Origin of the sequence: Pyxidicoccus caerfyrddinensis (assembly GCF_010894405.1) — a bacterium.
GTDB lineage: Bacteria > Myxococcota > Myxococcia > Myxococcales > Myxococcaceae > Myxococcus > Myxococcus caerfyrddinensis.
The window spans coordinates 168,795-190,041 of record NZ_JAAIYA010000021.1 but is presented as its reverse complement, the minus strand read 5'-3'; the positions used below and the strand labels follow the sequence as shown (position 1 = coordinate 190,041).

General features: G+C 70.5%; 14 protein-coding genes. 6 read left to right on the top strand and 8 right to left on the bottom strand.

The window, feature by feature from the left end:
- Nucleotides 1-18 precede the first annotated feature (18 nt).
- Complete coding sequence (locus tag G4D86_RS38145) at nt 19-1,878, bottom strand: serine/threonine protein kinase (protein ID WP_163999201.1); 1,860 nt, start codon at nt 1,876-1,878, stop codon at nt 19-21.
- On the bottom strand, nt 1,875-2,759 hold the full coding sequence (locus G4D86_RS38140) for a DUF2381 family protein (RefSeq protein ID WP_275899195.1): 885 nt from the start codon (nt 2,757-2,759) through the stop codon (nt 1,875-1,877). Before G4D86_RS38140 ends, G4D86_RS38145 begins: the two co-directional genes overlap by 4 nt.
- A gap of 338 nt (nt 2,760-3,097) precedes the next feature.
- On the opposite strand from G4D86_RS38140, the gene G4D86_RS38135 reads away from it, so the two are divergent.
- The 4 genes from G4D86_RS38135 (at nt 3,098) to G4D86_RS38120 (ending at nt 6,094) form a co-directional block, all read left to right on the top strand.
- On the top strand, nt 3,098-3,586 hold the full coding sequence (locus G4D86_RS38135) for a cytochrome P460 family protein (protein WP_163999199.1): 489 nt from the start codon (nt 3,098-3,100) through the stop codon (nt 3,584-3,586).
- Between the two features lie 27 nt (nt 3,587-3,613).
- Entirely contained in the window at nt 3,614-4,090 is a 477-nt protein-coding gene (locus tag G4D86_RS38130; RefSeq protein WP_163999198.1) for a cupin domain-containing protein, read from the top strand.
- 111 nt (nt 4,091-4,201) lie between these two features.
- Nucleotides 4,202-5,506 (top strand): AHH domain-containing protein, encoded by a 1,305-nt coding sequence (locus tag G4D86_RS38125; protein ID WP_240360693.1) that lies wholly within the window; start codon nt 4,202-4,204, stop codon nt 5,504-5,506.
- A 51-nt stretch (nt 5,507-5,557) separates the two neighbouring features.
- Entirely contained in the window at nt 5,558-6,094 is a 537-nt protein-coding gene (locus G4D86_RS38120) for an imm11 family protein (protein ID WP_163999238.1), read from the top strand.
- 18 nt (nt 6,095-6,112) lie between these two features.
- On the opposite strand, the gene G4D86_RS38115 is transcribed toward G4D86_RS38120, so the two are convergent.
- From G4D86_RS38115 to G4D86_RS38095, 5 genes are all read right to left on the bottom strand, one after another.
- Complete coding sequence (locus G4D86_RS38115) at nt 6,113-8,968, bottom strand: Ig-like domain-containing protein (RefSeq protein WP_163999197.1); 2,856 nt, start codon at nt 8,966-8,968, stop codon at nt 6,113-6,115.
- Between the two features lie 497 nt (nt 8,969-9,465).
- Nucleotides 9,466-9,759 carry a hypothetical protein gene (locus tag G4D86_RS38110; RefSeq protein ID WP_240360692.1) on the bottom strand — a complete coding sequence of 98 codons (294 nt, stop codon included), beginning with the start codon at nt 9,757-9,759 and terminating at the stop codon, nt 9,466-9,468.
- 12 nt (nt 9,760-9,771) lie between these two features.
- Nucleotides 9,772-11,502 carry a chloride channel protein gene (locus G4D86_RS38105; RefSeq protein ID WP_275899194.1) on the bottom strand — a complete coding sequence of 577 codons (1,731 nt, stop codon included), beginning with the start codon at nt 11,500-11,502 and terminating at the stop codon, nt 9,772-9,774.
- A 347-nt stretch (nt 11,503-11,849) separates the two neighbouring features.
- Nucleotides 11,850-14,699 (bottom strand): Ig-like domain-containing protein, encoded by a 2,850-nt coding sequence (locus tag G4D86_RS38100; protein WP_163999196.1) that lies wholly within the window; start codon nt 14,697-14,699, stop codon nt 11,850-11,852.
- Nucleotides 14,700-14,998: 299 nt separating this feature from the next.
- Entirely contained in the window at nt 14,999-15,958 is a 960-nt protein-coding gene (locus tag G4D86_RS38095; protein ID WP_163999195.1) for a Rossmann-fold NAD(P)-binding domain-containing protein, read from the bottom strand.
- Between G4D86_RS38095 and G4D86_RS38090 the strand changes: the two genes are divergently transcribed.
- Nucleotides 15,957-16,958, top strand: coding sequence for a DUF1152 domain-containing protein (locus G4D86_RS38090; RefSeq protein WP_240360691.1), 1,002 nt, complete (start codon nt 15,957-15,959; stop codon nt 16,956-16,958). The two genes, G4D86_RS38095 and G4D86_RS38090, sit on opposite strands and share 2 nt — an antisense overlap.
- An 80-nt stretch (nt 16,959-17,038) precedes the next feature.
- A complete protein-coding gene (locus G4D86_RS53985) occupies nt 17,039-20,773 on the top strand; it encodes a protein kinase domain-containing protein (protein ID WP_163999194.1) in 3,735 nt (1,244 codons plus the stop codon).
- Here the strand turns inward: G4D86_RS53985 and G4D86_RS38080 are convergent.
- Nucleotides 20,760-21,245 (bottom strand): hypothetical protein, encoded by a 486-nt coding sequence (locus tag G4D86_RS38080; RefSeq protein WP_163999193.1) that lies wholly within the window; start codon nt 21,243-21,245, stop codon nt 20,760-20,762. The genes G4D86_RS53985 and G4D86_RS38080 overlap by 14 nt on opposite strands.
- Nucleotides 21,246-21,247: the final 2 nt, after the last annotated feature.

The window sequence follows — 21,247 nt, the reverse complement described above, 5'->3', positions numbered from 1 at the left end:
CCGAGGAGGTGGCTCGCGTCACCATGAGTCGACCACCACGTAGTCGTCGGTTCGCACCCAGATGGGGGCCTTCGGAGTGGAGCCCGGTGCGTGACGCACCGTCCGGCGCTGCTCGTCCCCCACCCGGGCGCAGACGGTGATGCGGCTGGCGTACTCCTTCCCGAAGCGCGGGACGTCGGCCTCGAACCACTGGATTTCCGCATCCTCTCCGTCCACCCACACCCAGCCATACAGGACGGTGCCGGAGGGGAAGGCACCGGGATTCCGGACGATGCTGCTGATGGCGCCCGTCCTCAGGCCGCCAATGAGCACGTCGCCGTCGACGTAGTCCTGGTGGTAGTCGAGCTGGGCGGTGCCTATCAGCGGAAGGCTGTACGAGCCGCGGAACTTCCGTAGCAGCTTGTCCATGTTCCTCATGGCATTGGGAGAGCAGGGCTGGTTCCTGCGGGGATGCTCTCCCACGGGCGTCGCATAGGTCGTGCTCGCGCAGTGGAGGCTGGCGGCCGCGGCGACTCCCGCGAGGCAGACCGGCAGCGCGCGCTTCAATGCACCCGGGGACGCGGCGGAAGGCTTGGGTGTTCCAGGTGTCATCGGGCTCGTCACCATTTCTTCGCTCATCCCCACATCCATACCTGCATCCGCCAGCGAGGGAGTCTCACCGGTAGAGCCGTCCGCGCCTGGAGGCGGGGTGGACACCGAAGCCAGCGGCCGTCCCGGAGTGTGGGACGCTCCCGCGCTCGTCCACCCGAGCATGGCCAGCAGCCCGAGGAGCACTCCCGCACCCAGCAGGCGCCACGAAGCGGGACGCGGAGGTTGGAACCCGGGCGTGTCGCGAGCGGGAGCTGGACCGGAGACGTGGGCGGAGGCTGCCGTGGGAGGGGGCTCGCGAGGGGGCGGGCGCGGAGCGAGCCTGGCGCGGTCCAGCTTCGCCTGCACTGTCGAATGGGGTTGCGCCTCCGGGAACAGGGGTTCGTCCCACTCGGGCCCGGCGGTGCGCAGCGCTTCCTCGAGGGCCGCGTGCAGGGCCTCGCCGTGGGAGTACCTTTCCCGGGCCCGTTTCCGGAGAAGCCGAAGGACGATGGCCTCCAGCGATGCAGGGACTCGGGGATTCACTTCGGAAGGCAGGGGAGGCGGACGCTCCTCGATGTGCTCGATGAGGACTTCCCGGGGCAGCGTCGGTGAGAACGTGGGAGCACCCGTGAGCACCTCGTGGAGCGTCACACCCAGGGCATAGAGGTCATCCGTCGCGCGGAAGGGGTAGCGCGCGTCGGGCCGGTCGGAGTGCTCGCGGTGGAAGCGGAGGGCTTCTGGACTTCGGTACTGCGTCGTGCCGGGAGGGAGCGTGCCCTCGGTGAGCGGGAGTGCCTCGGCATGGTCCGCGCTGCCGAAGTCCACGAGGACGGGCTGTGCGTCGGCGTCGCGCACGAGGATGTTGGACGGCTTGAGGTCGCGGTGGAAGACATCGCGCGCGTGCAGCTCACCCAGGGCCCGCGCCAGCCGGGCGAAGAGGTGCGCGACCCCGCGGGCCGACGGACGCGCTCGCTTCATCCAACCATCCAGGGTGGGGCCCTCCACGAAGTCCATGACCACGTAGTGGTAGCCCGTCCGCGCATCCGGCCAGCGGCCATGCGCCCAGACTCGCGCCACATTGGGGTGGACGGCCTGGAGCAGACAGGCCAGCTCCCGCGCCGCGCGAGCGTCGGTGTGGTTGAGGTCGTCGCTGCCCGGACCTCGCAGGGCAAACTTGAGGGCATGGCGCTGCCCCGCGTGCTCGACCTGGAACACGATGCCGAAGGAGCCCGAGCCCACCTGAGCGAGGATGCGCCAGGGGCCCACCGTCATTCCCGGACGGAGCGTGAGTGGGTGCTCCGCACTCAATGCGTCACCTCGGGTGGGGGCAGCGGAATGCGCACTTCGTGAAGGTGCAGGATGCGTGCGCCACCCTGCTCGTGGACGTCGATGCGGAGCAGCTCGGCTGGCGAAGCGGGACGCGTTCGAAGCTCCAGGGCGAGCCTCCCCGTGACTCCGGGATGGAGTGTCTGGACATCCAGGTCCACCGCCCGGACCGGGACCCGCTCCTCCGTCGTCTCGCTGTGGACCTCAATCCTTCCGGGCTGCCAGGGAGCCTGACCTTCGGCGAGGAGGAGGATGACCTCGAAGGCCAGGAGGCCCGGCGCGACGAAGACCCGCATGCCGACGACGTTGAGGGGCGGTGGGCCGTCGTCAACGACGACACGGGGGTTCAGCCGCTTCACGACGATGCCGTTCCCCAGGTCCCGGGTGAAGAGCAGGTTGGAGAAGCGTCCCGAGTCCTCGCAGCGGGCCTGCACGGCGCCCAGTTGCTCCACGAGCGCTTCGGGAGCGAGCGCGGTGCGGAAGACGCGGACCTGGAGGTCCACCTCTCCCGGCTCGGTCGTGAGGGCGAAGGTTGCGCGGTGGGGAAAGTGCCCGTCCGCGAAGCGCACCGTGAGGGGAATGCGCTCGTGGGGCGCGAGCTCCAGTCGGGGCAGGAGGATGAGGGCGCGCTCGGTGATGTCGATGCGCTCGAAGCGCTCGCGCGACGCACCCAGCTCCAGGCTGGCGGGGAGTACGGGCGAGTCGAACAGCAGCACGGTGGCGGTGCCCGCGGCGACATGCAACCCGTGCATCGTCGCCGGGTTCTCCGCGGAGAGGGTGATGTGCCGCTGACGCATCTGCCGCTCCACCCCGGTATCTCCCGCGACCGCCGTCATACCTGCCAAGGTGGTCAGCACCAGCATGACCCGAGGAAATGGTTGGAGCAAGCCCTGACTACCTCCTGGGTCGCTACCCTAACAGGGAGGGGCGACACGCGGGGACCCGCGAGGTTGGAGCGCGGACGGGCCGCTGGAGGCCCGCAAGCACGGAGAAAGAGACAGGGATTTCCTGCGATTGGGCGAGGGCATGGTCATGCGCGGCCCCTGAGGTCGGGCTCGCGGACACGAGCGCTGTGCGTACCGGCGCGGGTGGCTGTGGGCACGGCCAGCGGCTCCGCCGTAACCGGGGTCGTGCTCGTGGCGTACCGGGGACAGCCGCCATCGCGGGCCGTGCGCCCGTACTCCGTCACGAGGTCCCTTCCATGCGACTGTCGTTCGTTGCCGTCACCGTGCTGCTCGCGGCCTGTGGTCCCTCGTCCTCTGTCGATGAGCACGTAGGCGTGGTGGGGGACCTGGACACGTCGGAGGCGGGCATCACCGCCTTCGTGCGCGACGGGCGCTACACGACGTGGCTCGCCGAGTCCGCGCCGAGGGACTCGGTGCGCTCACATGGCCCGAAGGTCCGCGTGTTCTTCAACGACGTGCTGGCGGAGTCGATGCGCGCGGGCAACGCCACGCACCCCCCGGGAAGCATCACCGTGAAGGAGCTGTACGACTCGGAGGGGAAGACGCTGCGAGGCCATGCGCTCGACGTGAAGGTGTCCGAGGGGGCCGGGAAGGACACGTGGATCTTCTTCGAGGGCCTGGGGCCGGACTACGGCGACAACTACTACGGCCGGGGCCACTCGACGTGCCATGGCTGTCATGAGGACAGCGGCCGGGACTACGTCGCCACGCCGCTGCCGGAGTGAGGCACGGGGCGCATACACTGCGCGGCCATGGTCGATGAGCTCGTGCGCAGGCTGGGGCTGGTGCCGCATCCCGAGGGTGGTTTCTACAAGGAGACCTATCGCGCGGCGCTGGCGGTGGAGACACCGCGAGGCGTGCGCTCGGCGGGCACGGCCATCTACTACCTGCTGCCGAGAGGCTCGTTCGCGGCATGGCACCGGGTGACCTCGGACGAGGTGTGGCACTTCTACGACGGGCATCCACTGGAGCTGCTCCTCGTGGGCGCGAGTGGCCGGGTGGAGACGGTGGTGCTCGGGAGGGATGTGACGAAGGGCGAGCAGCCGCAGGTGGTGGTGCACGCGGGCGTCTTGCAGGCGGCGGTGCCTCGTGGGGAGTACACGCTGGTGGGCTGCACCGTGGCGCCGGGCTTCGACTTCGCGGACTGGGAGATGCCGTCCGCGGAGTCCCTGGTGGAGCTGTACCCCGAGCAGGCGGAGCTGATGCGGCAGCTCGCGAAGGCTGTGTAGGGACGCGGCGGCGCTTCGCGGTGCTCGAAAATTCCGGAGCGGCTGTGCCCACGCCATGAAGGTCCGCTGCCCAAGTGCGCGCAGGCATCGTGTCGTGCAAGCTGCCCGCGCATGAGGACAGCTTCCCCGCTGTTGCGCATGGCCCTGCTCTGTTGCTCGATAGTGTTCGCCTCGTGCGCTTCGTCACCGGACGGGCACGCGGATGACGGAGGCAGTCCGTCCCGGCCCGAAGTCGTGCGGACGACGCGGCTGTCTGGCGACCGCGTGCGGCTGTCCTTCACTCCGTTGGAGGCCGCACCTGCGTGGGAAACACTGAGCCCGGAAGAAGCCCGCGCGGTGCTGGCCGGCTTCCACCAGGCCTTGCGCCACACGCCTGTGCCCCGCTTCCAGCGAGCGCTCGCGAGTGAGGGCGCACCCGCCGAGTGGGAGCTGCGGCTCCGACAGGAGTTCCTCGCGAAGTACGGCCCCTCGCGGTTGCCGCTGCCGGGCTCGCTGGAGCACAGCCGCCTCTTCCTCGCGCTGCAGCGCTCCCCTCGGTACATGGGCCCCGGCATCCGGGACGCGGCGGAGGAGTTGTTCCGTTCCCCCGTCTTCCTGGCCAGCGTGACGTTGTCAGTCGTCGTGTACCTGGCGGCATGGGCGCTGCCAGAGCCGGTGTTCTCCAAGGCCTTCGCGGCGGCGCTGACGGTGAGGCTGGCGATTGCGGTGGGGCTGCTGGAACTGCGCAACCTGGGGTTGGCCTGCTACCAGCTTTACAAGGACGCGGAAGCAGCAAGGACGGTGGAAGAGCTGGAAGCAGTGGCCGAGCGCTTCGGACGGGCCATGGGAGGCACGGCGCTGCGGGCCGTGGTGCTGGTGGCCAGCTTCGGCGTGGGCAAGGCACTGCCGAAGGTGCCCGAGGGCGGACTGTGGTCGCTGCTCACGCCGTCGCGGTACGCGATGCCCGGAGGGTTGACGTGGCAGAGCGCGACGACGGTGCAGATGGTGGCGGACGGCTCGCTGGTGGTCAGCGGCGTGGCGGTGGGCACGGCGACGGCCTCCGCGTCGGGCGGAGCGGGCAGCGCGTGCACGGACGGCTCGGTGAAGAAGGACGACCACCAGTGGCACCACCTCGCCACGAACAAGAACGACACCTCCGAGATTCGCGGTGGACCGTGGACGCCCCGGTTCGAGGAACTCTTCGAAAGGGTGGGGATGACCTTGGATGACCCTGCGAACCTTGCCTATCTCAGGAATCATCAAGGGCCGCATCCCGAGGCGTATCATGCGGAGGTCTTCCAGCGGCTCGATGATGTGTTGCAAGACTGCGGAACAGTATCTCGATGCAGGGCCCTGTTCGTGGAGGAGCTCAAGAGACTCAAGGGCGAGGTCTGCACCCCAGGTTCACGACTCCATCAACTCGTCACTCAACCTTGAAGTGGATGTAGAGCTTCCGCCATGCCCAGCTACTTCGACTTGACGGACAACATGCGGATCCGTCACCGGTGGCATTTGAGAGGCCCCGTGGATGAGGGAGGGAATGCACTCGACGACCCCTGGCTGTTTCGCAAGGGCCAGCGGATTGAGTCTGCGGGAACCAATCGATTCCCCGTGAGGCCTGACGGAGTAACGCTGGACTTCACCCTGGCCTCCTTCGCCATCCCCGTGGTCCACGAGCGCGTCGTCGACCTCTTCCAGCACCAACGCGTCCAGGACGTCCAGTTCATCCCGGTGCAGGTCGAAGGCCACAAGGGGCCCTACTTCATCCTCAACACGCTGCGGACCATCCGCTGCATCGATGACGCCCGTTGCGAGGAAGTGCGGTACTGGAAACCCGAGGACGGCCAGCCCGAAAAGGTGGGCCGATATCACGTCGTCTCCGGCATGCGCATCGACCCCACGAAAGTGGGCGACGCCGACATCTTCCGCCCATGGGGCTGGAACGTGGCCCTCATCGTCTCCGAGGACCTCAAGGACGCGATGGAAGCCGTGGGCATCACCGGCACGAAGTTCGAACCGGTGTAGCCCACCGCGCTCCTGTGACTACCGGTTCCTCGTGGAGAACGGGAACGAGCGGATGACGAAGTTCCCCGCGTCATCCGTCATCCACACCTCCACCGTGTGCTCCCCGTCCACCAGCTCCCGCGTATCCAGCTCGGCGGTCCACGTGCCATCCGGTTGCAGCTCCGCTCCACGGATGCCCGAGCCATCCCGCGTGTACGCCACGCTCCGCACGCCAGTCAGCGAGTCCGTCACCCGCGCCGTGAGCGTCACCGCGCCGCTGTACATCCCGCCCGGCACAGGGACCAACAGCTCCGCCTCCGGAGGCGAGTTGTCGTAGCGCACGGTGCGCGTCAGTGACGTCTTCAGTCCCGTCTCGCCCGTCACATCAATCGTGAACGTATTCACCCCCGGCACCAGGTGAAGCATCGCGTTCACGCCGCCACCGCCGCGAGGCAGCGTGTACGTCCCGCCCGGCGACACCTCCACCACCGTCGCGGACGCCGCGTACACGCCGATGCTGTACCACAGCGAATCCCCCGGCTGCGGCCCCACGAGCCACCCGTCCGGCAGCCCCGTGCCCACGAACGGCGCCTGGGCATCCACCCAGACATTCACTTCCTTCTCCGTGACGTGGCCCACAGAGTCCGTCGCCCGCACCAGGATGACGTTCTCCCCCGGGCCCAGCCACACCGTGTGCGTCACCGTGCCGCCGCCCGCGGGAACATCGCTGACGTTCACCCAGTTCGTCTCCACGCGCACCGGCGACCAGTCCTGCACCGCCACCCGCACGTCCACGCTGTACCCCGTCAGCCCCAGCCCCTCCGTGGGCGAGACGATGGTCAGCTCCGGCGCGGTGCTGTCCACCATCACCATCGCCTCGCCGCTCGCGATGCCACCGAACGTGTCCACGGCCACCAGCTGGATGAAGTTGGGCCCGTCCGTCAGCGGAAGGTGCTCTGTCACCAGCCCACCGTTGTCGTCCGGCACCACGGGGTAGCGCTGCCCGTGGATGATGAAGGCGGCGGACTCGATGCCCGCGCCCGAGGCCGGCGTCGTGGCGAAGCCGCACACGTCGATGGACGTCTCCTCGGTGAAGCTCGGCAGCCCGCACAGCGTCACCGAGGGATTCGGGAACGGCGAGGCCAGCACCTCCACCTGCCGCGAGTCCGTGCTGCCCAGCCGGTTGTCCCGGTCCGGCTGCAGCGTCACACCCGAGTACACCGCGCGCACGTCCTGGAGGCCCAGGTCGTCCCACGTCGCCGTCGTGGGCCGCCACACCATCGAATAGACGCCATCCCCGTCCGCGTCGTTGTCCGCGCCCACCGTGACGCCCGCCACCACGAAAGTCACGACGCCCATGCCCGGGCCCTGCGCCTGCCAGCCGCGGTCATCCACCACGCGCGCGGACAGCGGGTTGTTCAGCGCCACCGTGAGCTGGGTGCCGTCCGCGGGCGTCAGCAGCGTCGTCGTCGTCGCCACGCCCTCGGTGGGCGGCGGCGGGGTGGTGTACGTCGTCAGCCGCGCCGAGCCCTTCACACTGGCCGCGCCCACCGACGACGCCACCACCATGACCTCCGACGTCAGCGACGCCGCCAGCCCCGCGGGCGCGGTGACGGTGAGGGTGACGGTGGCCGACTCGTCCGGGCCCAGCTCCAGCGTCGTCCTGCTCAGCGCCGCCGTCCACCCGGGCAGCCCGCCCTGCGTCGTCAGCGTGTACGCGTCCGTCTTGTAGCCATTGTTGCGCACCGTGAGCACGTACGTGGTGCTCTGCGCGCGCGGCAGGTCATGCTCGAACGGCTTGCGCGCGGCCCCGGCCACGGAGACGCCGACGCTGAAGTCCCCGAAGCACGCCAGCCCCATGGCCGCGAAGGTGGTGGGGATGTCCGGGTAGCGCGTGCCCGCGCCCCAGCTCCCGTTGGACGCCTGACGCGACTTGAGCCAGTCGATGGCGCCGGCCATGCGCCCGTCCGCGCCGGGCTTCCGGCCCGCGACGCACAGCGCGTACAGGGTGACGCTGGTGGCGTACTCGTCCGGGGCCTCGCCCGCCAGCCCGCCCCAGCCCGGCGCGTCCCCGAGCGCGCGCGTGGCGAGCAGCCGCGCGGCCAGCGTGTTCATGGCCGTGGTGTGCTGCCCGCTCGCCCCCGGCCCCGCGGCCTTCAGCCCGACGATGGCCCACGCCACCTGGTGCGTGTAGCGCTGGCCGTCCTTGTCCGGGCCGTCCGTCAAATCATTCATGTGCGCGATGACGTAGGCGGCGGCCTGGTCCAGCGCGGCCTGGTACTGCGCGGCCTTCGCCGGGTCCACGCGCTGCTTCGCCTGCGCAATGGCCGTCATCAGCCGCGCGGTGGCGCCCACGTTGCCGTAGCCCACCGGGTAGAAGGGAAAGTCCTCCTTCCAGCGGCCACCGGCCTGCGTGCTCACGGCCCAGTCCGCGGCGCGCACCAGCGCGTCCGAGTACTGCGTGCCCACGTTCGCGTCGTAGCCCGCGAGGCCGAAGGCGGAGTAGCTCGTCTTCGCGTAGGGGTACCAGTTGCCCTGGTGAATCCACGAGCCGTCCAGGCGCTGCTCGGACTGCATGCGCGCGGCGATGGCCTCCAGGTTCTGCCGGTTGGTGCGCTGGTTGTACGTCAGCGCATCCAGGTCATAGCCATTGGCGCGCGCCGTCGAGAGCGCGAACATCGTCGCGCCGTGGCGGTGGCACGACGTGCACCCGAACTGCGTCGCCCAGTTGGCGGCGTCCGCGCTGAGGAAGTTGATGGCCCGCTGCGCGGCCTCGGCGTTGGTGGCGGCCCGCGCCGGCGGCGCGACGAGCAGCACCAGCAGCGCGGCAAGGAGGCACCCACTCTGCGTGAGCAGGGTGCGAGGTGATGGCAATGACTCGACGCTTGAGGGCATGGGGGCACGGTGGCGTTGGCGTCCCGTGCGCGCCCCCCGCGCTCATGAGACGGACTGCCTGGAATGAGAGGATACCGCCGCGAGTCCAGACACGAGCAAAGGGCCGCGAAGAAATATGCATGCCTGCCGCCCTGTGCACCTGCCGCCCAGGCGAGCCATGCGAGTCCATGTCCACCCCGAGGCACTCTCGACACGAGCACGGGCAGAGGTGACCCGCGTCCTCCCTCGGTAGCACGCGTGGAGTGGCTGTCCACTGTGTGGCGTGAGAGCGCTGCGTCATTGCCGCGCCAGAGCCGGGATGTCTGTGTTTACCCAGCGTGAGAGACAGACATTCGAGGAGGTGCGGTCCTCGCACGCCTGCAAGGCTTCTCCGTCTTCACATGCCTTCAGCGAGGCGCACCGGTGCATTCGGACCCACCTCGAACCCGCGTCGCTCATGCGGAAATGGCAGTCACTCGCGCGTTGCCGCGAGCTGTCAAAAACCAACGGCGCACGCCTCAGGGGTGCGCGTCGGGGGCGGGAGGCGCCTGGCCGGCGTCGCGCGGTCCCGGGCCGGCGGGAAGTTGCGGCAGTGGCCAGCCCTGGAACAGGGGCCACGCGCGGTACATGGCGCGCCGCTGCTCGTCGGTGAGGGGCTTGGAGGTGTCCGCCGCTTCGGGGACGTCGGGCGGCGGCGGCGTGGGCGGCCCCGGGTGGCGCAGCAGCACCACCGTCAGCACCGTGCACAGCAGTGACATGAGCGCGATGCTCCAGATGCGCGCCGGGCCCTGGGGCATCTGCCTCGTTTCCACGTCGTGCCTCCTCTAGAACGTTCCCTGCTTCAACACGTCCCGCTTGGAGATGGTGCCGAGCAGCCGGAAGTCCCCATCCACCACGGGGAGCCGCTCGAGCGCCGTCTCGGAGAAGCGCCGCGCCACCTCGGCGAGTGACAGGTCCGGGGTGATGGGACTCACGCGCGTGTCGAGGATGTCCTCGGCGATGGTGGCCTGCAGCAGCGTGTGGTCCGGCAGGTGGCCCTTGAGCGAGTCGAGCACCAGCGCGCCGCGGTACCGGCCCTGCTCGTCGGTGACGTAGAGGTCCTCGCCCGGGGGCAGCTCGAGCAGCAGCGCCACCACCTCCTGGAACGGGGCCGCGGGTGAGACGCGCTGGTGCACGGGCATGAGCAGCGCGCGGGCGCCCTCCTGACGCAGCCACTGGGGCACGGTGGCGGGCATGCGCACGTTGCGGCGGTTGAGCACGGACGTGTAGAGCGACTCGGGCTCCAGCCTGCGGCTCACCGCCGCGGCCACCACCGTGCTGAGCATCAGCGGCAGCACGAGCGGGTAGTCGCCGGTGAGCTCGAAGATGATGAGCACGGCGGACACCGACGCGTGCGTGGTGCCCGCGAGCACCGCCCCCATGCCCAGCAGCGCATACGCCCCGCTGGGCGCGCCTCCCGGCGCCAGTTGCTCGGTCAGCACACCGAAGGCGCCTCCCAACAGCGCGCCGAAGAAGAGCGACGGGGTGAAGAGCCCTCCGGGCACGCCCGCGCCCGCGCACAGCGAGGTGAGCGCCAGCTTCGCCAGGGGCAGGAGCAGCAGCATCAGCAGGGGCACGTGGCCCAGCAGCGCCGCGTTCACCGCGTCGTAGCCATTGCCCATGATTTGCGGCAGCCATACCGCCACCACGCCCACCACCGTCATGGCCACCAGCGGGAGGAAGGCGGAGAACCCTCCGGACGCGCGGTCCAGCAGGTCCGACAGCACGTTGATGCCCCGCACGTACAGCGCGGAGGCGGCGCCCATCACCAGCCCGAGCACGATGGCCAGCACCAGCTCGCGCGGGTGCGTGAGCGCGTAGTGGGGAATGACATAGCTGGGGTGGTCCGCGATGAGCACGCGCGACACCAGCGTCGCCACCACGCACGAGACGACGATGGGGCCGAACATCTCCAGCGCGAAGCTGCCCAGCAGCACCTCCAGCCCGAAGAGGGCGGCGCCAATGGGCACGTTGTAGGCCGACGCCATGCCGGCCGAAGCGCCGCAGGCCACCAGCAGGCGGGCCTGCCCGGGGCCCAGCCGCAGCACACGCGACAGCGCCGAGCCGCTCGCGGCGCCCGTGGACAGCAGCGCGCCCTCGCGGCCCAGTGGAGCGCCCAGCGCCACGGCCATGATGGAGACGAGTCCGCGCAGCAGCGCGCGGGGGAGCGACAGCCAGCCGGACTTCACCCAGATGGACTCGATGATGCCGGCGGTGCCGTGGCCGCGCAGGGGCTGGCCGACGACGAGCGACACCAGGGTGACGAGCGCGCCGCCGAGAATCGGGATGAGCACGCGGCGCCAGGTGGGCGCGGCGGCCACGCCGGCGAGGAACTCCTCCCCGCCGTTGCGCCAGAAGAGCTGCTGGGTGAAGCGGAGCACCTTGAGCAGCGCCACCGCGCCCAGCCCCGCGATGAGCCCCACCGTCACCACCAGAATCCAGAAGCGCTTCTCCATCCCGGTGAGGCCTTGAAGGAAGCCCAGCACCGAGTGATAGAAGCGGCGGTTGACGTCCACGCCGGGAGGCTGGTGGACGTCGTTGGGTGGGTCGACGCGGCTCACGTCACTCCAAGTCAGAGGGTGCCAGCCCCCAGGCGGGTACCTGGGGCCGCCCGGTCGCCTCGCGGGGAGGCAGGAACGGCACGGCTGAAACTGCCACCTCCTTCACGGGCTGTCCCCCACCCATGTCGCCGGGTGTCGCTCACGGACGTTCCCGCGTCCCCTCGGGTCCCCGGAGTGACGTCTCCGAAGCGGACCCGCGTCACCCGTGGACAGTGGCGCACGCCCGCGCACGGCCCCCTGAAACGCGGAACGGGACGCCGCGAGCTTCCGCGGCGCCCCGTTCTCACTTCACCGTGTCAGCGTCAGTTGTCGACGTTGAAGTTGAAGCTCTGCACGGTGAAGTTGTTGACGCCGTCGTTCATCCAGACGTCCACGGTGTGCGCGCCGTCCACCAGCTCGCGCGTGTCGAGCTCGGCGGTCCACGTGCCGTTCGGCTGCAGCGTGCCGGAGCGGATGCCGGACATGTCGCGGCTGAAGCCCACGAAGCCGATGGGCCCGTAGTTGTCGGTGACGCGGGCGCTCAGGGTGATGGTGCCGCTGACGGTGCTGCCCGCGACGGGGCTGAGCAGCGTGGCCTGGGGCGGCGCCACGTCGTAGTTCACCCGGCGGGTGGTGGTGGTGGTGACGCCCGTCTCGCTCGTCACGGTGATGTTGAACGTGTTGACGCCCGGCAGCAGCGCCGCCGTCGTCTGGATTTGACCGCCGCCGCGGGGCAGGTTCATCACCGGCCCGCCGTTGACGCGCACGGTGGTGGCGGAAATCGTCTGCACGTTGATGGCGTAGTTGAACGTGTCATTCAGCATCGGGCCGTAGAGCTGGCCGTCCGCGAAGTTGGTGCTCACCACCGGCGTGCCGGGGTCCGACCAGATGATGATGAACTTCTCGGTGACGTTGCCCGCGCTGTCCGTGGCGCGCACCATGATGCCCTGGTCGCCGTAGTTCACCGTCACGTTGTGGGTGACGGAGCCGTTGCCGAACTCGAGCAGCGACACGTTGGCCCACTGCGTCTCCACGCGCACCGGCGTCTGGTCCTGCACCGACGAAGTCACCGCAATCACCGACGAGCCGATGGCCGCGCCTTCCGCGGGCGACACGATGGTGAGGATGGGGGCCACGCGGTCCACCGTGAGGTTGACCTGCTTGGTGGTGACGCCGCCGAAGCTGTCGCGCGCCGTCATGGTGATGATGTTCGGGCCTTCCACCAGGGTGATGGTGGTGAAGATGAGGCCGCCGTTGCCCGGCGTCAGGACGATGGGCGCGCCGCCATTCACGATGAAGGCCGCGTAGGTGACGTAGGCGCCAGGGGCGCGCGGCGTGGCGTAGCCCCAGATGTCCAGGGTCGTCTCGCGGGTGTAGGCCGGCGGGTTGCCGATGGTGACCATCGGCGTCTCATGCGGGAACGGGTCGATGATGAGCGTGCGCGCGTCGGTGCTGCCCAGCAGGTTGGCCAGCGGCGCCTGCAGCTCCACGCCGGAGTACACCGCGCGGTAGTCCTGCGTGCCCGTCACCGTCCAGCTGTCCACGGCGGGATTCCACGGGGTGGTGAAGAGGCCGTCGCCGTCCGCGTCCTGGTCCGCGCCCACGGGCACGCCCGCGACGTAGAAGGTGACGACGCCCTTGCCCGGGCCGGAGACGGGAGTGCCCGCATCCGTCACGCGCGCCGACAGCGTGGCGCCCTGGCCGATGATGACGTGCGCGTTGGTGGCGGGCGTCTGGATGGCGGTGACGGTGGGACGGCCCGTCACGGGAGGCAGCGGCGGGGTGTACGCGTTGACGCGGGCCTTGTCGGACACGCCCGGCGCGCCACCCGAGGCGGCGGTGAGGGTGAACTCGGAGGTGAGCGCCGGGAACAGGTCCGGGGGCGCGGTGATGGTGATGCTGACGGTGCCCTCGTCACCCGCGGCGAGGAACAGCGTGGGCTGGCTCACCACGGACGTCCACCCCGGCAGGCCGCCCTGGGTGCTCAGCGTGTACGTGTCCGCCTGGTAGCCGTGGTTCTTCACGCGGAAGGTGAACGTCGCCGTCTGCGAAGGGTTGGGGCCAATGAGCAGCTCCTTCCGGTCCGAGCCCACCACGGACACCTTCACGCTGAAGTCGCCGAAGCAGGACAGGCCCAGGGCCGCGAAGGTGGTGGGGATGTCGAACGTCGCGGAGCCGGTGCGCCAGCTGCCGTCGGGGGACTGGCGCGTCTTCATCCACTCAATCGCGCTGCGCAGGCGCGGGTCCGTGGCGGGCTCGCGGCCGGCGAGGCACAGGCCGTAGATGGCGCTGCCGGTGGCGAAGTCGTTCGCCGCCTCGTTGGCCAGGTTGCCCCAGCCCGGGACGCCGGCGGTGGAGGCGCGGGCGATGAGGCGGTCGGCCAGGGTGTTGATGGCGGCGGTGTTCTCGCCGTTGGGGCCGGGGCCCGCGACCTTCAGGCCGACGATGGCCCAGGCCACCTCGAAGGTGTAGGGCATGCCGTTGCCGGTGGCGGAGGTGTCACCGTTGTTGAGGTTGGCGCGCAGGAAGGCGGCGGCCTTGTCCAGCGCGGCCTGGTACTGCGCGGCCTTCGCCGGGTCCACGCGCTGCTTCGCCTGGGCGATGCCCGTCATGACGCGCGCGGTGGTGGGCACGCTGCCGTGGTCCACCGGGAAGTTGGCGTGGTCCGACGGCCACCGGCCGCTGGCCTCCTGCGTGGTGAGCGCCCAGTTGGCCGCGGCGGTGAGCCCCGCGCTGTACTGGGTGGAGACGTTCTGGTCGTACCCGGCCAGGCCGAAGGTGGAGAAGGACGTCTTCTCGTTGCGGAACGACGTGCCCTCGTGAATCCACGAGCCGTTCGCCAGCTGGTCCACCTTGATGCGCTGGGCGAGGAACTCCAGGTTCTGGGTGTTGGTGCGGTTGTTTCCGACGACGACGTTCATGTCGTAGCCGTTGGCCTTGGCGTTGGCCATGCCGTAGACGACGGCGCCCTGGCGGTGGCAGGCCACGCAGTTGTTGGCGTTGGTCCAGTTCGTCACGTCCGCGCTGAGGAAGTTGATGGCGCGCTGCGTGGCCTGGGTGTTGGTCTGCGTCTGGGCGGACGCGGGAAGGGCAAGGACGGACACGACCAGCGCCACCAGCCCGAGCAGGCCGGTGTGGCGCGGCGCGAGCCGACGTGAGGAATTGGGATGCATGACTCTCCGAAGGAACGCCGGGTGTCAGGAATTGACACCGCGCGCCAATCCTCCGGGGCGGTCTACAAGACGCAGCACGGCCCTCGCGGGGGAGAAGCGGTCTCCCTCCGACGGGTGCGGTTGCTGCGAAATGGAAGGACTTCCCCCTCAGTCAGCGCGTGGTTGCGGAATACTCTAGATTAGCTGGAAGTGTCCAGTAGCCGGATTTCGGACACTTCCCTGGTCGCTTGGGGTTGAGATTGACCCCGTTATCCCGAGACGCGTCTGTGACAGGGATTGGGCCGCGCTGGGGCGAGGCTTCAGCCTCCGACGATGTCGAGCTGCTGGCCGACGCCGCGCTTGAGGGCGACGTCGTAGAGGGCGCGGGCGAGGGCCACGTCCTGGAGCGCGAGGCCGGTGGAGTCGAAGACGGTGATTTCGTCCCCGGCGCGGCCGGGCTTCTTGCCGGCGACGACTTCGCCGAGGGTGCCGGCAATCTGCTCCTCCTTGAAGAGGCCGTCGTGGAGGGGGACGTTGACCTCGCCGGAGTGGGTGGCCTGCTCGGTGTCGTCGATGAAGACGCGGCCGTCGGTGAGGATGCGCGCGTCCAGCTCCTGCTTGCCGGGGGCGTCGGCGCCCATCGCGTTGATGTGGGTGCCGGGGCGGATCCACTCGCGCTTCACGATGGGGGAGCGCACGGGGGTGGAGGTGCAGACGATGTCGGCGCCGCAGGCCTCCTGGAGGCTGACGATGCGGCCGCCCTTCTCGGCCTGGAGGGCCTTCGCCGCGGCCTCGGAGGCGTCGGCGAGGAGCAGCTCGAACTCGCCGTAGATGGCGCGGTGGGCGTCGATGAAGACGCGGGCCTGCACGCCGCAGCCGACGAGACCGAGGGTGCGCGGGGCCTTCTTCGCGAGGAACTTGGAGGCAACGCCGCCCGCGGCGCCGGTGCGCCAGGCGGTGAGGAGGGTGCCGTCGAGGATGGCGAGGGGGGAGGCGGTGTCCGGGTCGCTGAGGATGTAGAGGGCGCGGACGGTGGGGAGGTTGTGCTTCTCGGGGTTGCGCGGATGGGCGTTGACCCACTTCACGCCGGCGGAGCCGTCGAGGAACGCGGGCATGGCGCGGAAGTCGCCGTCGTACTTGGGAAGGGAGAGGTAGACCTTGGGAGGCATGAGGGCCTCGCCGAGGCCGTGGGCGCGGAAGGCGCGCTCGACGGCGGACAGGCCGAGCTCGACGGTGTAGAGGCCGCGCAGGTCCTTCGCGCTGAGAATGAGGGTGGGCATGGCGCGGCTATATAGCGAGGGCTGGTGCCAGGAAGGGAGTCGTGACGTGGACCTGTCGACTTCACCGCTGTTCGAGCGGCTCATGGGGGCGGAGCACGTGCTCATCGCGGGCGCGGGCGGAGGCTTTGACGTGTTCAGCGGGCTGCCGCTGTTCTTCCGGCTGCGGGCGCTGGGAAAGAAGGTGTCGCTGGCGAACCTGAGCTTCACGCGGCTGGAGGAGGTGGAGGGGCGCAGGCTGGCGCCGGGACTCGTGGAGGTGGATGGCCACACGCCAGGTCCGGTCCACTACTTCCCGGAAGGACTGCTGGCGCAATGGTTCGACACCCGGGGTGAGCATGTCCCGGTGTACTGCTTCGAGCGCGCGGGCGTGGTGCCGCTGCGCACGGCGTATGAGGCACTGCGGGAAGCGCTGGGCTTCGACACGGTGGTGCTGGTGGACGGGGGGACGGACATCCTGATGCGCGGGGATGAGGTCGGGCTGGGGACACCGGAGGAGGACCTCAGCAGCCTGGCCGCGGTGGATGCGCTGGCGCTGCGCGACAAGCTCGTGGTGTGTCTGGGCTTCGGGGTGGACTTCCACCATGGCGTCTGCCACGCGCACTTCCTGGAGTCCGTGGCGGCGCTCAGCAAGCAGGGCGGATACCTGGGCGTCACGGCGCTGCTGGAGCCGATGGGCGAGGTGGCGCTGTACAAAGAGGCGGTGGACTCCGTGTGCCGGCGGATGCCGCGCGCGCCGAGCATCGTGTCCCTGTCGGTGGTGACGGCCGTCGAGGGTGAGTACGGCGACGTGCACCGCACGGTGCGCACCGAGGGCAGCAAGCTGTGGATCAACCCGCTGATGAGCATGTACTGGGCGTTCGACCTCACGGCCCTGGCAAGGCGGTGCCTGTACCTGGAGGCGCTGCGGGACACGCGGACGATGTGGGAGGTGTCCGAGCGCATCGAGTCCTTCCGGAACCGCCTGCACTCCGTGCGGCCGTGGAAGGACATTCCGGTGTGAGGTGAGGACGGCGTGCCTTGCAGGGGTTGGGCGCGCCGAGGGCGCTCCGGTACGCTCGCGGGTGGAGGCGCCATCCACTCATGAGCGAGCAATACGAAGCAGAGCTGCGCCATGCGCTCGCGGAGGGAGTGCTGTCCCGCGACGAGGTGGAGGCCCTGCGCACGGAGGCCGCGCGCAGGGGACTGGGACCACTGGAGTTGCTGCGGGAGCAGGGACGTCTCTCCGAGGACTCGCTCATCGCGCTACGCCGTGAAGCCCGGGCTGATGCGGGCAAGGCCTCTGGAACAGCAGGCGCGGACACGCTCGCGCCTGCCGCCGTCGGCCCCAAGTCCCCGCACGCGGACCTTCGTTTCGCAGACACGCCCCCTCCGGGCACCGCCGCCGAGCCCCCACCCGCCGCGACCACGGGCCGTGAGTCCGAAGTCGCATTGGCACCGACCACCCTTCGCGCCGACGAGCCCGCGTTCCCCGTCCCCGGCTGGGACCGTTACCAACCCGTGCGCTTCCTCGGACAGGGAGGCATGGGGCGCGTGTTCCTCGCGTGGGATCCGCGCCTGCGCCGCCACGTCGCGCTCAAGTTCGTCCGTGACGACGACGCCGAGCTCACCCGCCGCTTCGTCTCCGAGGCCCGCGCCCAGGCCCGCGTGGACCACGCGCACGTGTGCCGTGTGTTCGAGGTCGGTGAAGTCCACGGCCGCGTCTACATCGCCATGCAGTACGTGGACGGGCAGCCGCTCAACGTGCTCGTGGACGCGCTCACCGTGGAGCAGAAGGCCCTGGTCCTCCGCGAAGCCGCCGAGGGCGTCCACGCCGCCCACCGCGCCGGCCTCATCCACCGCGACATCAAGCCCTCCAACGTCCTCGTCGAGCGCACCCCCGAAGGCCACCTGAAGCCCTACGTCATGGACTTCGGCCTCGCCCGCGACTGGAAGGAGGGCGTCACCGCCACCGGCACGGTGCTTGGCACGCCGCACTACATGTCCCCCGAGCAGGCCCGGGGCGAAGTCACACGGCTGGACCGCCGCGCGGATGTCTACAGCCTCGGTGCCACCCTCTACGCGCTGCTCACCGGACAATCCCCTGTCCCTGGTGACAACGGATTGGAGGTGCTCAGCAACATCGCCACCGCCGAGCCCCGTCCGCCTCGCACGCTCGACGCGGACATCCCCGCCGACCTGGAGGCCATCACCCTCAAGTGTCTGGAGAAGGACCGCTCCGCTCGCTACGGCTCGGCGCGCGAACTGGCCGAGGACCTGGGCCGCTTCCTCGACGGCGAGCCCGTGCTCGCGCGTACCGGCCCCGGCTACCGCGCGCGCAAGTGGCTGCGCAGGCACCGCCGCGCCGTGGCCACCGCGTCCGTCGCGCTGCTGGCCGTGTCGCTCGCGCTGGGCCAGGCCGTGCTCGCCCGCCGCGAGGTCGCGCAGCGCGAGACGCTGGCCCGCCGCTTCACGGAGGGCGTGGAGCGAATCGAAGCGCAGGCCCGCTACTCCGGCACCGCGCCGCTGCACGACACGCGCGCGGACCGCGAGGCCCTCCGTGCGCGGATGCGCGACATCGAGTCCGCCATGCGCGACGCGGGCCCGGTGGCGGAAGGGCCAGGGCACTACGCGCTGGGACGCGGCTTCCTCGCGCTCGGAGACGAACCCCGCGCCCGCGAGCACCTGGAGGCCGCATGGGCGCAGGGCTACCAGGAGCCTCGCGTGGCGTACGCGCTGGCGCTGGTGCTGGGCCACCTCTACCAGGAGCAGCGCCTGGAGGCGGAGCGCCTGCGGGATGCCACCCGCCGCGAGGCCCGCCTGCGCGAGGTGGAGGCCCGCTACCGCGACCCGGCGCTGGACTTCTTGCGGCGCAGCGAGGGCGCGGAGGTGCCCGCCCCCGAGTACGTCGCGGCCCTGCTCGCCTTCTACGAGGGCCGCACCGACGAGGCGCTCGCGAAGCTGGATGCGCTCGGCACGCGGCTGCCCTGGTTCCACGAGGCCCCGCTGCTGCGCGGAGACATCCACCTGGCGCGGGCCGTGCGGCGCCGAAGCACCGGAGACCGTGAGGGCGCGCGCGCCGACTTCGACGCGGGCCGCCTCGCCTATGCCGCCGCGGTGGACATCGGCCGCAGCGTGCCCGCCGTCTACCGGGCGCAGACCCTGCTCGAGTACGAGGCACTCATCATGGAGGTCTACGGGCAGGGCGACGTGCTGCCTCCATACACGCGCGGCGTGGAGGCGGTGGGGCGAGCGCTCACGGCGGCTCGCGACGACACCTTCAGCCACGTGCTGGAGGCCGCGCTCCACCGCCGGCTCGCCGAGCAACGCTCCCGGCAGGGCGGAGAGGTGGAGTCGGTGCTGGACAAGGCCCTGGCGGCGGCGCGCGAGGCCGTGGCGCTTGCGCCGTCGGAGCCGGATGCGCTGACGGAGCTGGCACTGGCCTCATGGCAGCGCGCGAACTTCCGCCAGGAGCGGGGCCAGGACGTGCGCGAGCTGCTCCGCGAGGCCGCCGCCACCTTCGCGCGCATTCCCACGGAAGCGCGCGACTTCGACTTCCACATCAACCTCGGGCTCGTCTTCAAGGTGTGGGCCGACTCCGAGGACAGCGCGGGCACGGACGCCCTCCCGTACCGTGGGCGCAGCGTGGACGCCTTCCGCACCGCCGTGGGCCTGGACCCGCGCCGCGCCGAGGCGTGGACCAACCTGGGACAGGCCTATGTGGCCCGCGCCTCGCACCCGCGTGCGCCGGACGCGGACGGCGACCTGGCCCGCGCGGCGGAGGCCATGGAGCGCGCGTGTACCCTCAACCCGAGCCTCGTCTCCTCCTGGTTCTACGCGGGCGAGATGTACGAGGCGCGGGCCCGGCGCCTGCGGGACTCGGGGAGGGACGCGGGGCCCGAGTGGACGCGCGCGCTGGAGGCATACCGCCGAGGCGTCACCATCAACGCGAAGCTGCCGCCGCTGCACAACGGCGTGGGCACCATCCTCTTCGAGCAGGCGAAGGAGGCCTGGGACCGGGGTGACGACGCCGAGCCCCTGCTGCGCCAGGCGGTGGAGGCCTTCGAGCGCGCCATCGCCGTGGCTCCCACGCAGGGCTTCGCCTACAACAACGTCGGAGAGGTCCACGCGTGGCATGCGGAGGTCCTGCTTGCTGGCGCCGGGTCTCCCCTGCCGAGCGTGCGCGCGGCGGAAGCGGCGCTCCAGCGGGCGGTGGCGCTGCTGCCGGACGTGCCGCAGCCATGGATGTGGCTGGGCGCGGTGCATCGGGTGGAGGCCGCGGAGGCGCTGCGGCGCGGGCAGGAGACGACACGCTCCCTGAAGCAGGCCACGGACGCGCTGCGCCGGGCGCTCGCGCTCAACCCGGGGCTGGCCCAGGCGTGGTGGCTCCTCGGTGAGACGCAGGCCGTGGAAGCGCGCTGGCGTGCGCGCAACGGCCAGGGCCGCGACGAGGACTTCGACGCCGCGGCCCAATCGTTCCAGAAGGCCCTGGACCTGGAGCCCGCGCGACCGGAGTCGCGCACCGCCTTCGCCCGCTTCTGCCTCACGTGGAGCGCGTGGCGCTCGCAGGCCGGACGGGACGCCACGCCGGTGCTGGAGCGGGGCCTGACGCTGGCGGAGGCGGCGGTGGCGGCGCGGCCCTCGTGGGCGGAGGCGCTGGCCGTGCGCGCCGCCCTGCTGGCCGAGCGGGTGGAGCAGCCCGGCCCGCCGGCGCCCCGGCGTCAGGAGCAGTGGCGCGCGGCCCGCGAGGAGCTCACGCGCATCCTCGCCGGTGAGGGCGCGCGCAAGCAGGCCCTGGTGCGCGAGCAGGCCCGCCTGACGCGCGCTACCCCGAGGTGACGACGACGAGCTCGCCCTTGATGGTCTCGGTGATGCCCAGGGCGTTCTGCTCGTCGTTCGGGGACGTGCAGTCCGCCGGACAGCTGCTTTTTGACGTGAAGCATGCGCGGACCGTGTAGGTCGCCTCCGCCAGTTTGCACTTGTCATTCCAGCTGCCGCCTCTGGCGGACAGGAAGTGCCGCTTCGTGCCGTGGGGGCCCACGAGGTCGAGGCAGATGTTGGAGCCCGTCTTGTTGGTGAACGTCACGCTCTTCCGGGTGGCGACCTGCCACGGGGCGGGCTTCGAGAACACCTTCTGGGTGCCGCCGTCGGGCTGTTCGATGTCGATGGACTTCCCGGGCCTGCACGCCTTGTCGTCGGAGGCCTCTGACACTCCGCTGGGCTCGGCGGCCCGGGGTTCATCTGTCCGCGCCGCGTGGGCCAGACCTGCTGCCGCCACCATGACCGCCAGGAACCTCGACGCCTTCTTCATGG

What these genes read in the sequence shown, in the direction of transcription:
- G4D86_RS38140 (WP_275899195.1), bottom strand. Translation starts at nt 2,759, where the DNA reads ATGCTGGTGCTGACCACCTTGGCAGGTATGACGGCGGTCGCGGGAGAT.
- G4D86_RS38135 (WP_163999199.1), top strand. Translation starts at nt 3,098, where the DNA reads ATGCGACTGTCGTTCGTTGCCGTCACCGTGCTGCTCGCGGCCTGTGGT.
- G4D86_RS38130 (WP_163999198.1), top strand. Translation starts at nt 3,614, where the DNA reads ATGGTCGATGAGCTCGTGCGCAGGCTGGGGCTGGTGCCGCATCCCGAG.
- G4D86_RS38125 (WP_240360693.1), top strand. Translation starts at nt 4,202, where the DNA reads ATGAGGACAGCTTCCCCGCTGTTGCGCATGGCCCTGCTCTGTTGCTCG.
- G4D86_RS38120 (WP_163999238.1), top strand. Translation starts at nt 5,558, where the DNA reads ATGCGGATCCGTCACCGGTGGCATTTGAGAGGCCCCGTGGATGAGGGA.
- G4D86_RS38115 (WP_163999197.1), bottom strand. Translation starts at nt 8,968, where the DNA reads ATGCCCTCAAGCGTCGAGTCATTGCCATCACCTCGCACCCTGCTCACG.
- G4D86_RS38100 (WP_163999196.1), bottom strand. Translation starts at nt 14,699, where the DNA reads ATGCATCCCAATTCCTCACGTCGGCTCGCGCCGCGCCACACCGGCCTG.
- G4D86_RS38090 (WP_240360691.1), top strand. Translation starts at nt 15,957, where the DNA reads ATGGCGCGGCTATATAGCGAGGGCTGGTGCCAGGAAGGGAGTCGTGAC.
- G4D86_RS38095 (WP_163999195.1), bottom strand. Translation starts at nt 15,958, where the DNA reads ATGCCCACCCTCATTCTCAGCGCGAAGGACCTGCGCGGCCTCTACACC.
- G4D86_RS53985 (WP_163999194.1), top strand. Translation starts at nt 17,039, where the DNA reads ATGAGCGAGCAATACGAAGCAGAGCTGCGCCATGCGCTCGCGGAGGGA.
- G4D86_RS38080 (WP_163999193.1), bottom strand. Translation starts at nt 21,245, where the DNA reads ATGAAGAAGGCGTCGAGGTTCCTGGCGGTCATGGTGGCGGCAGCAGGT.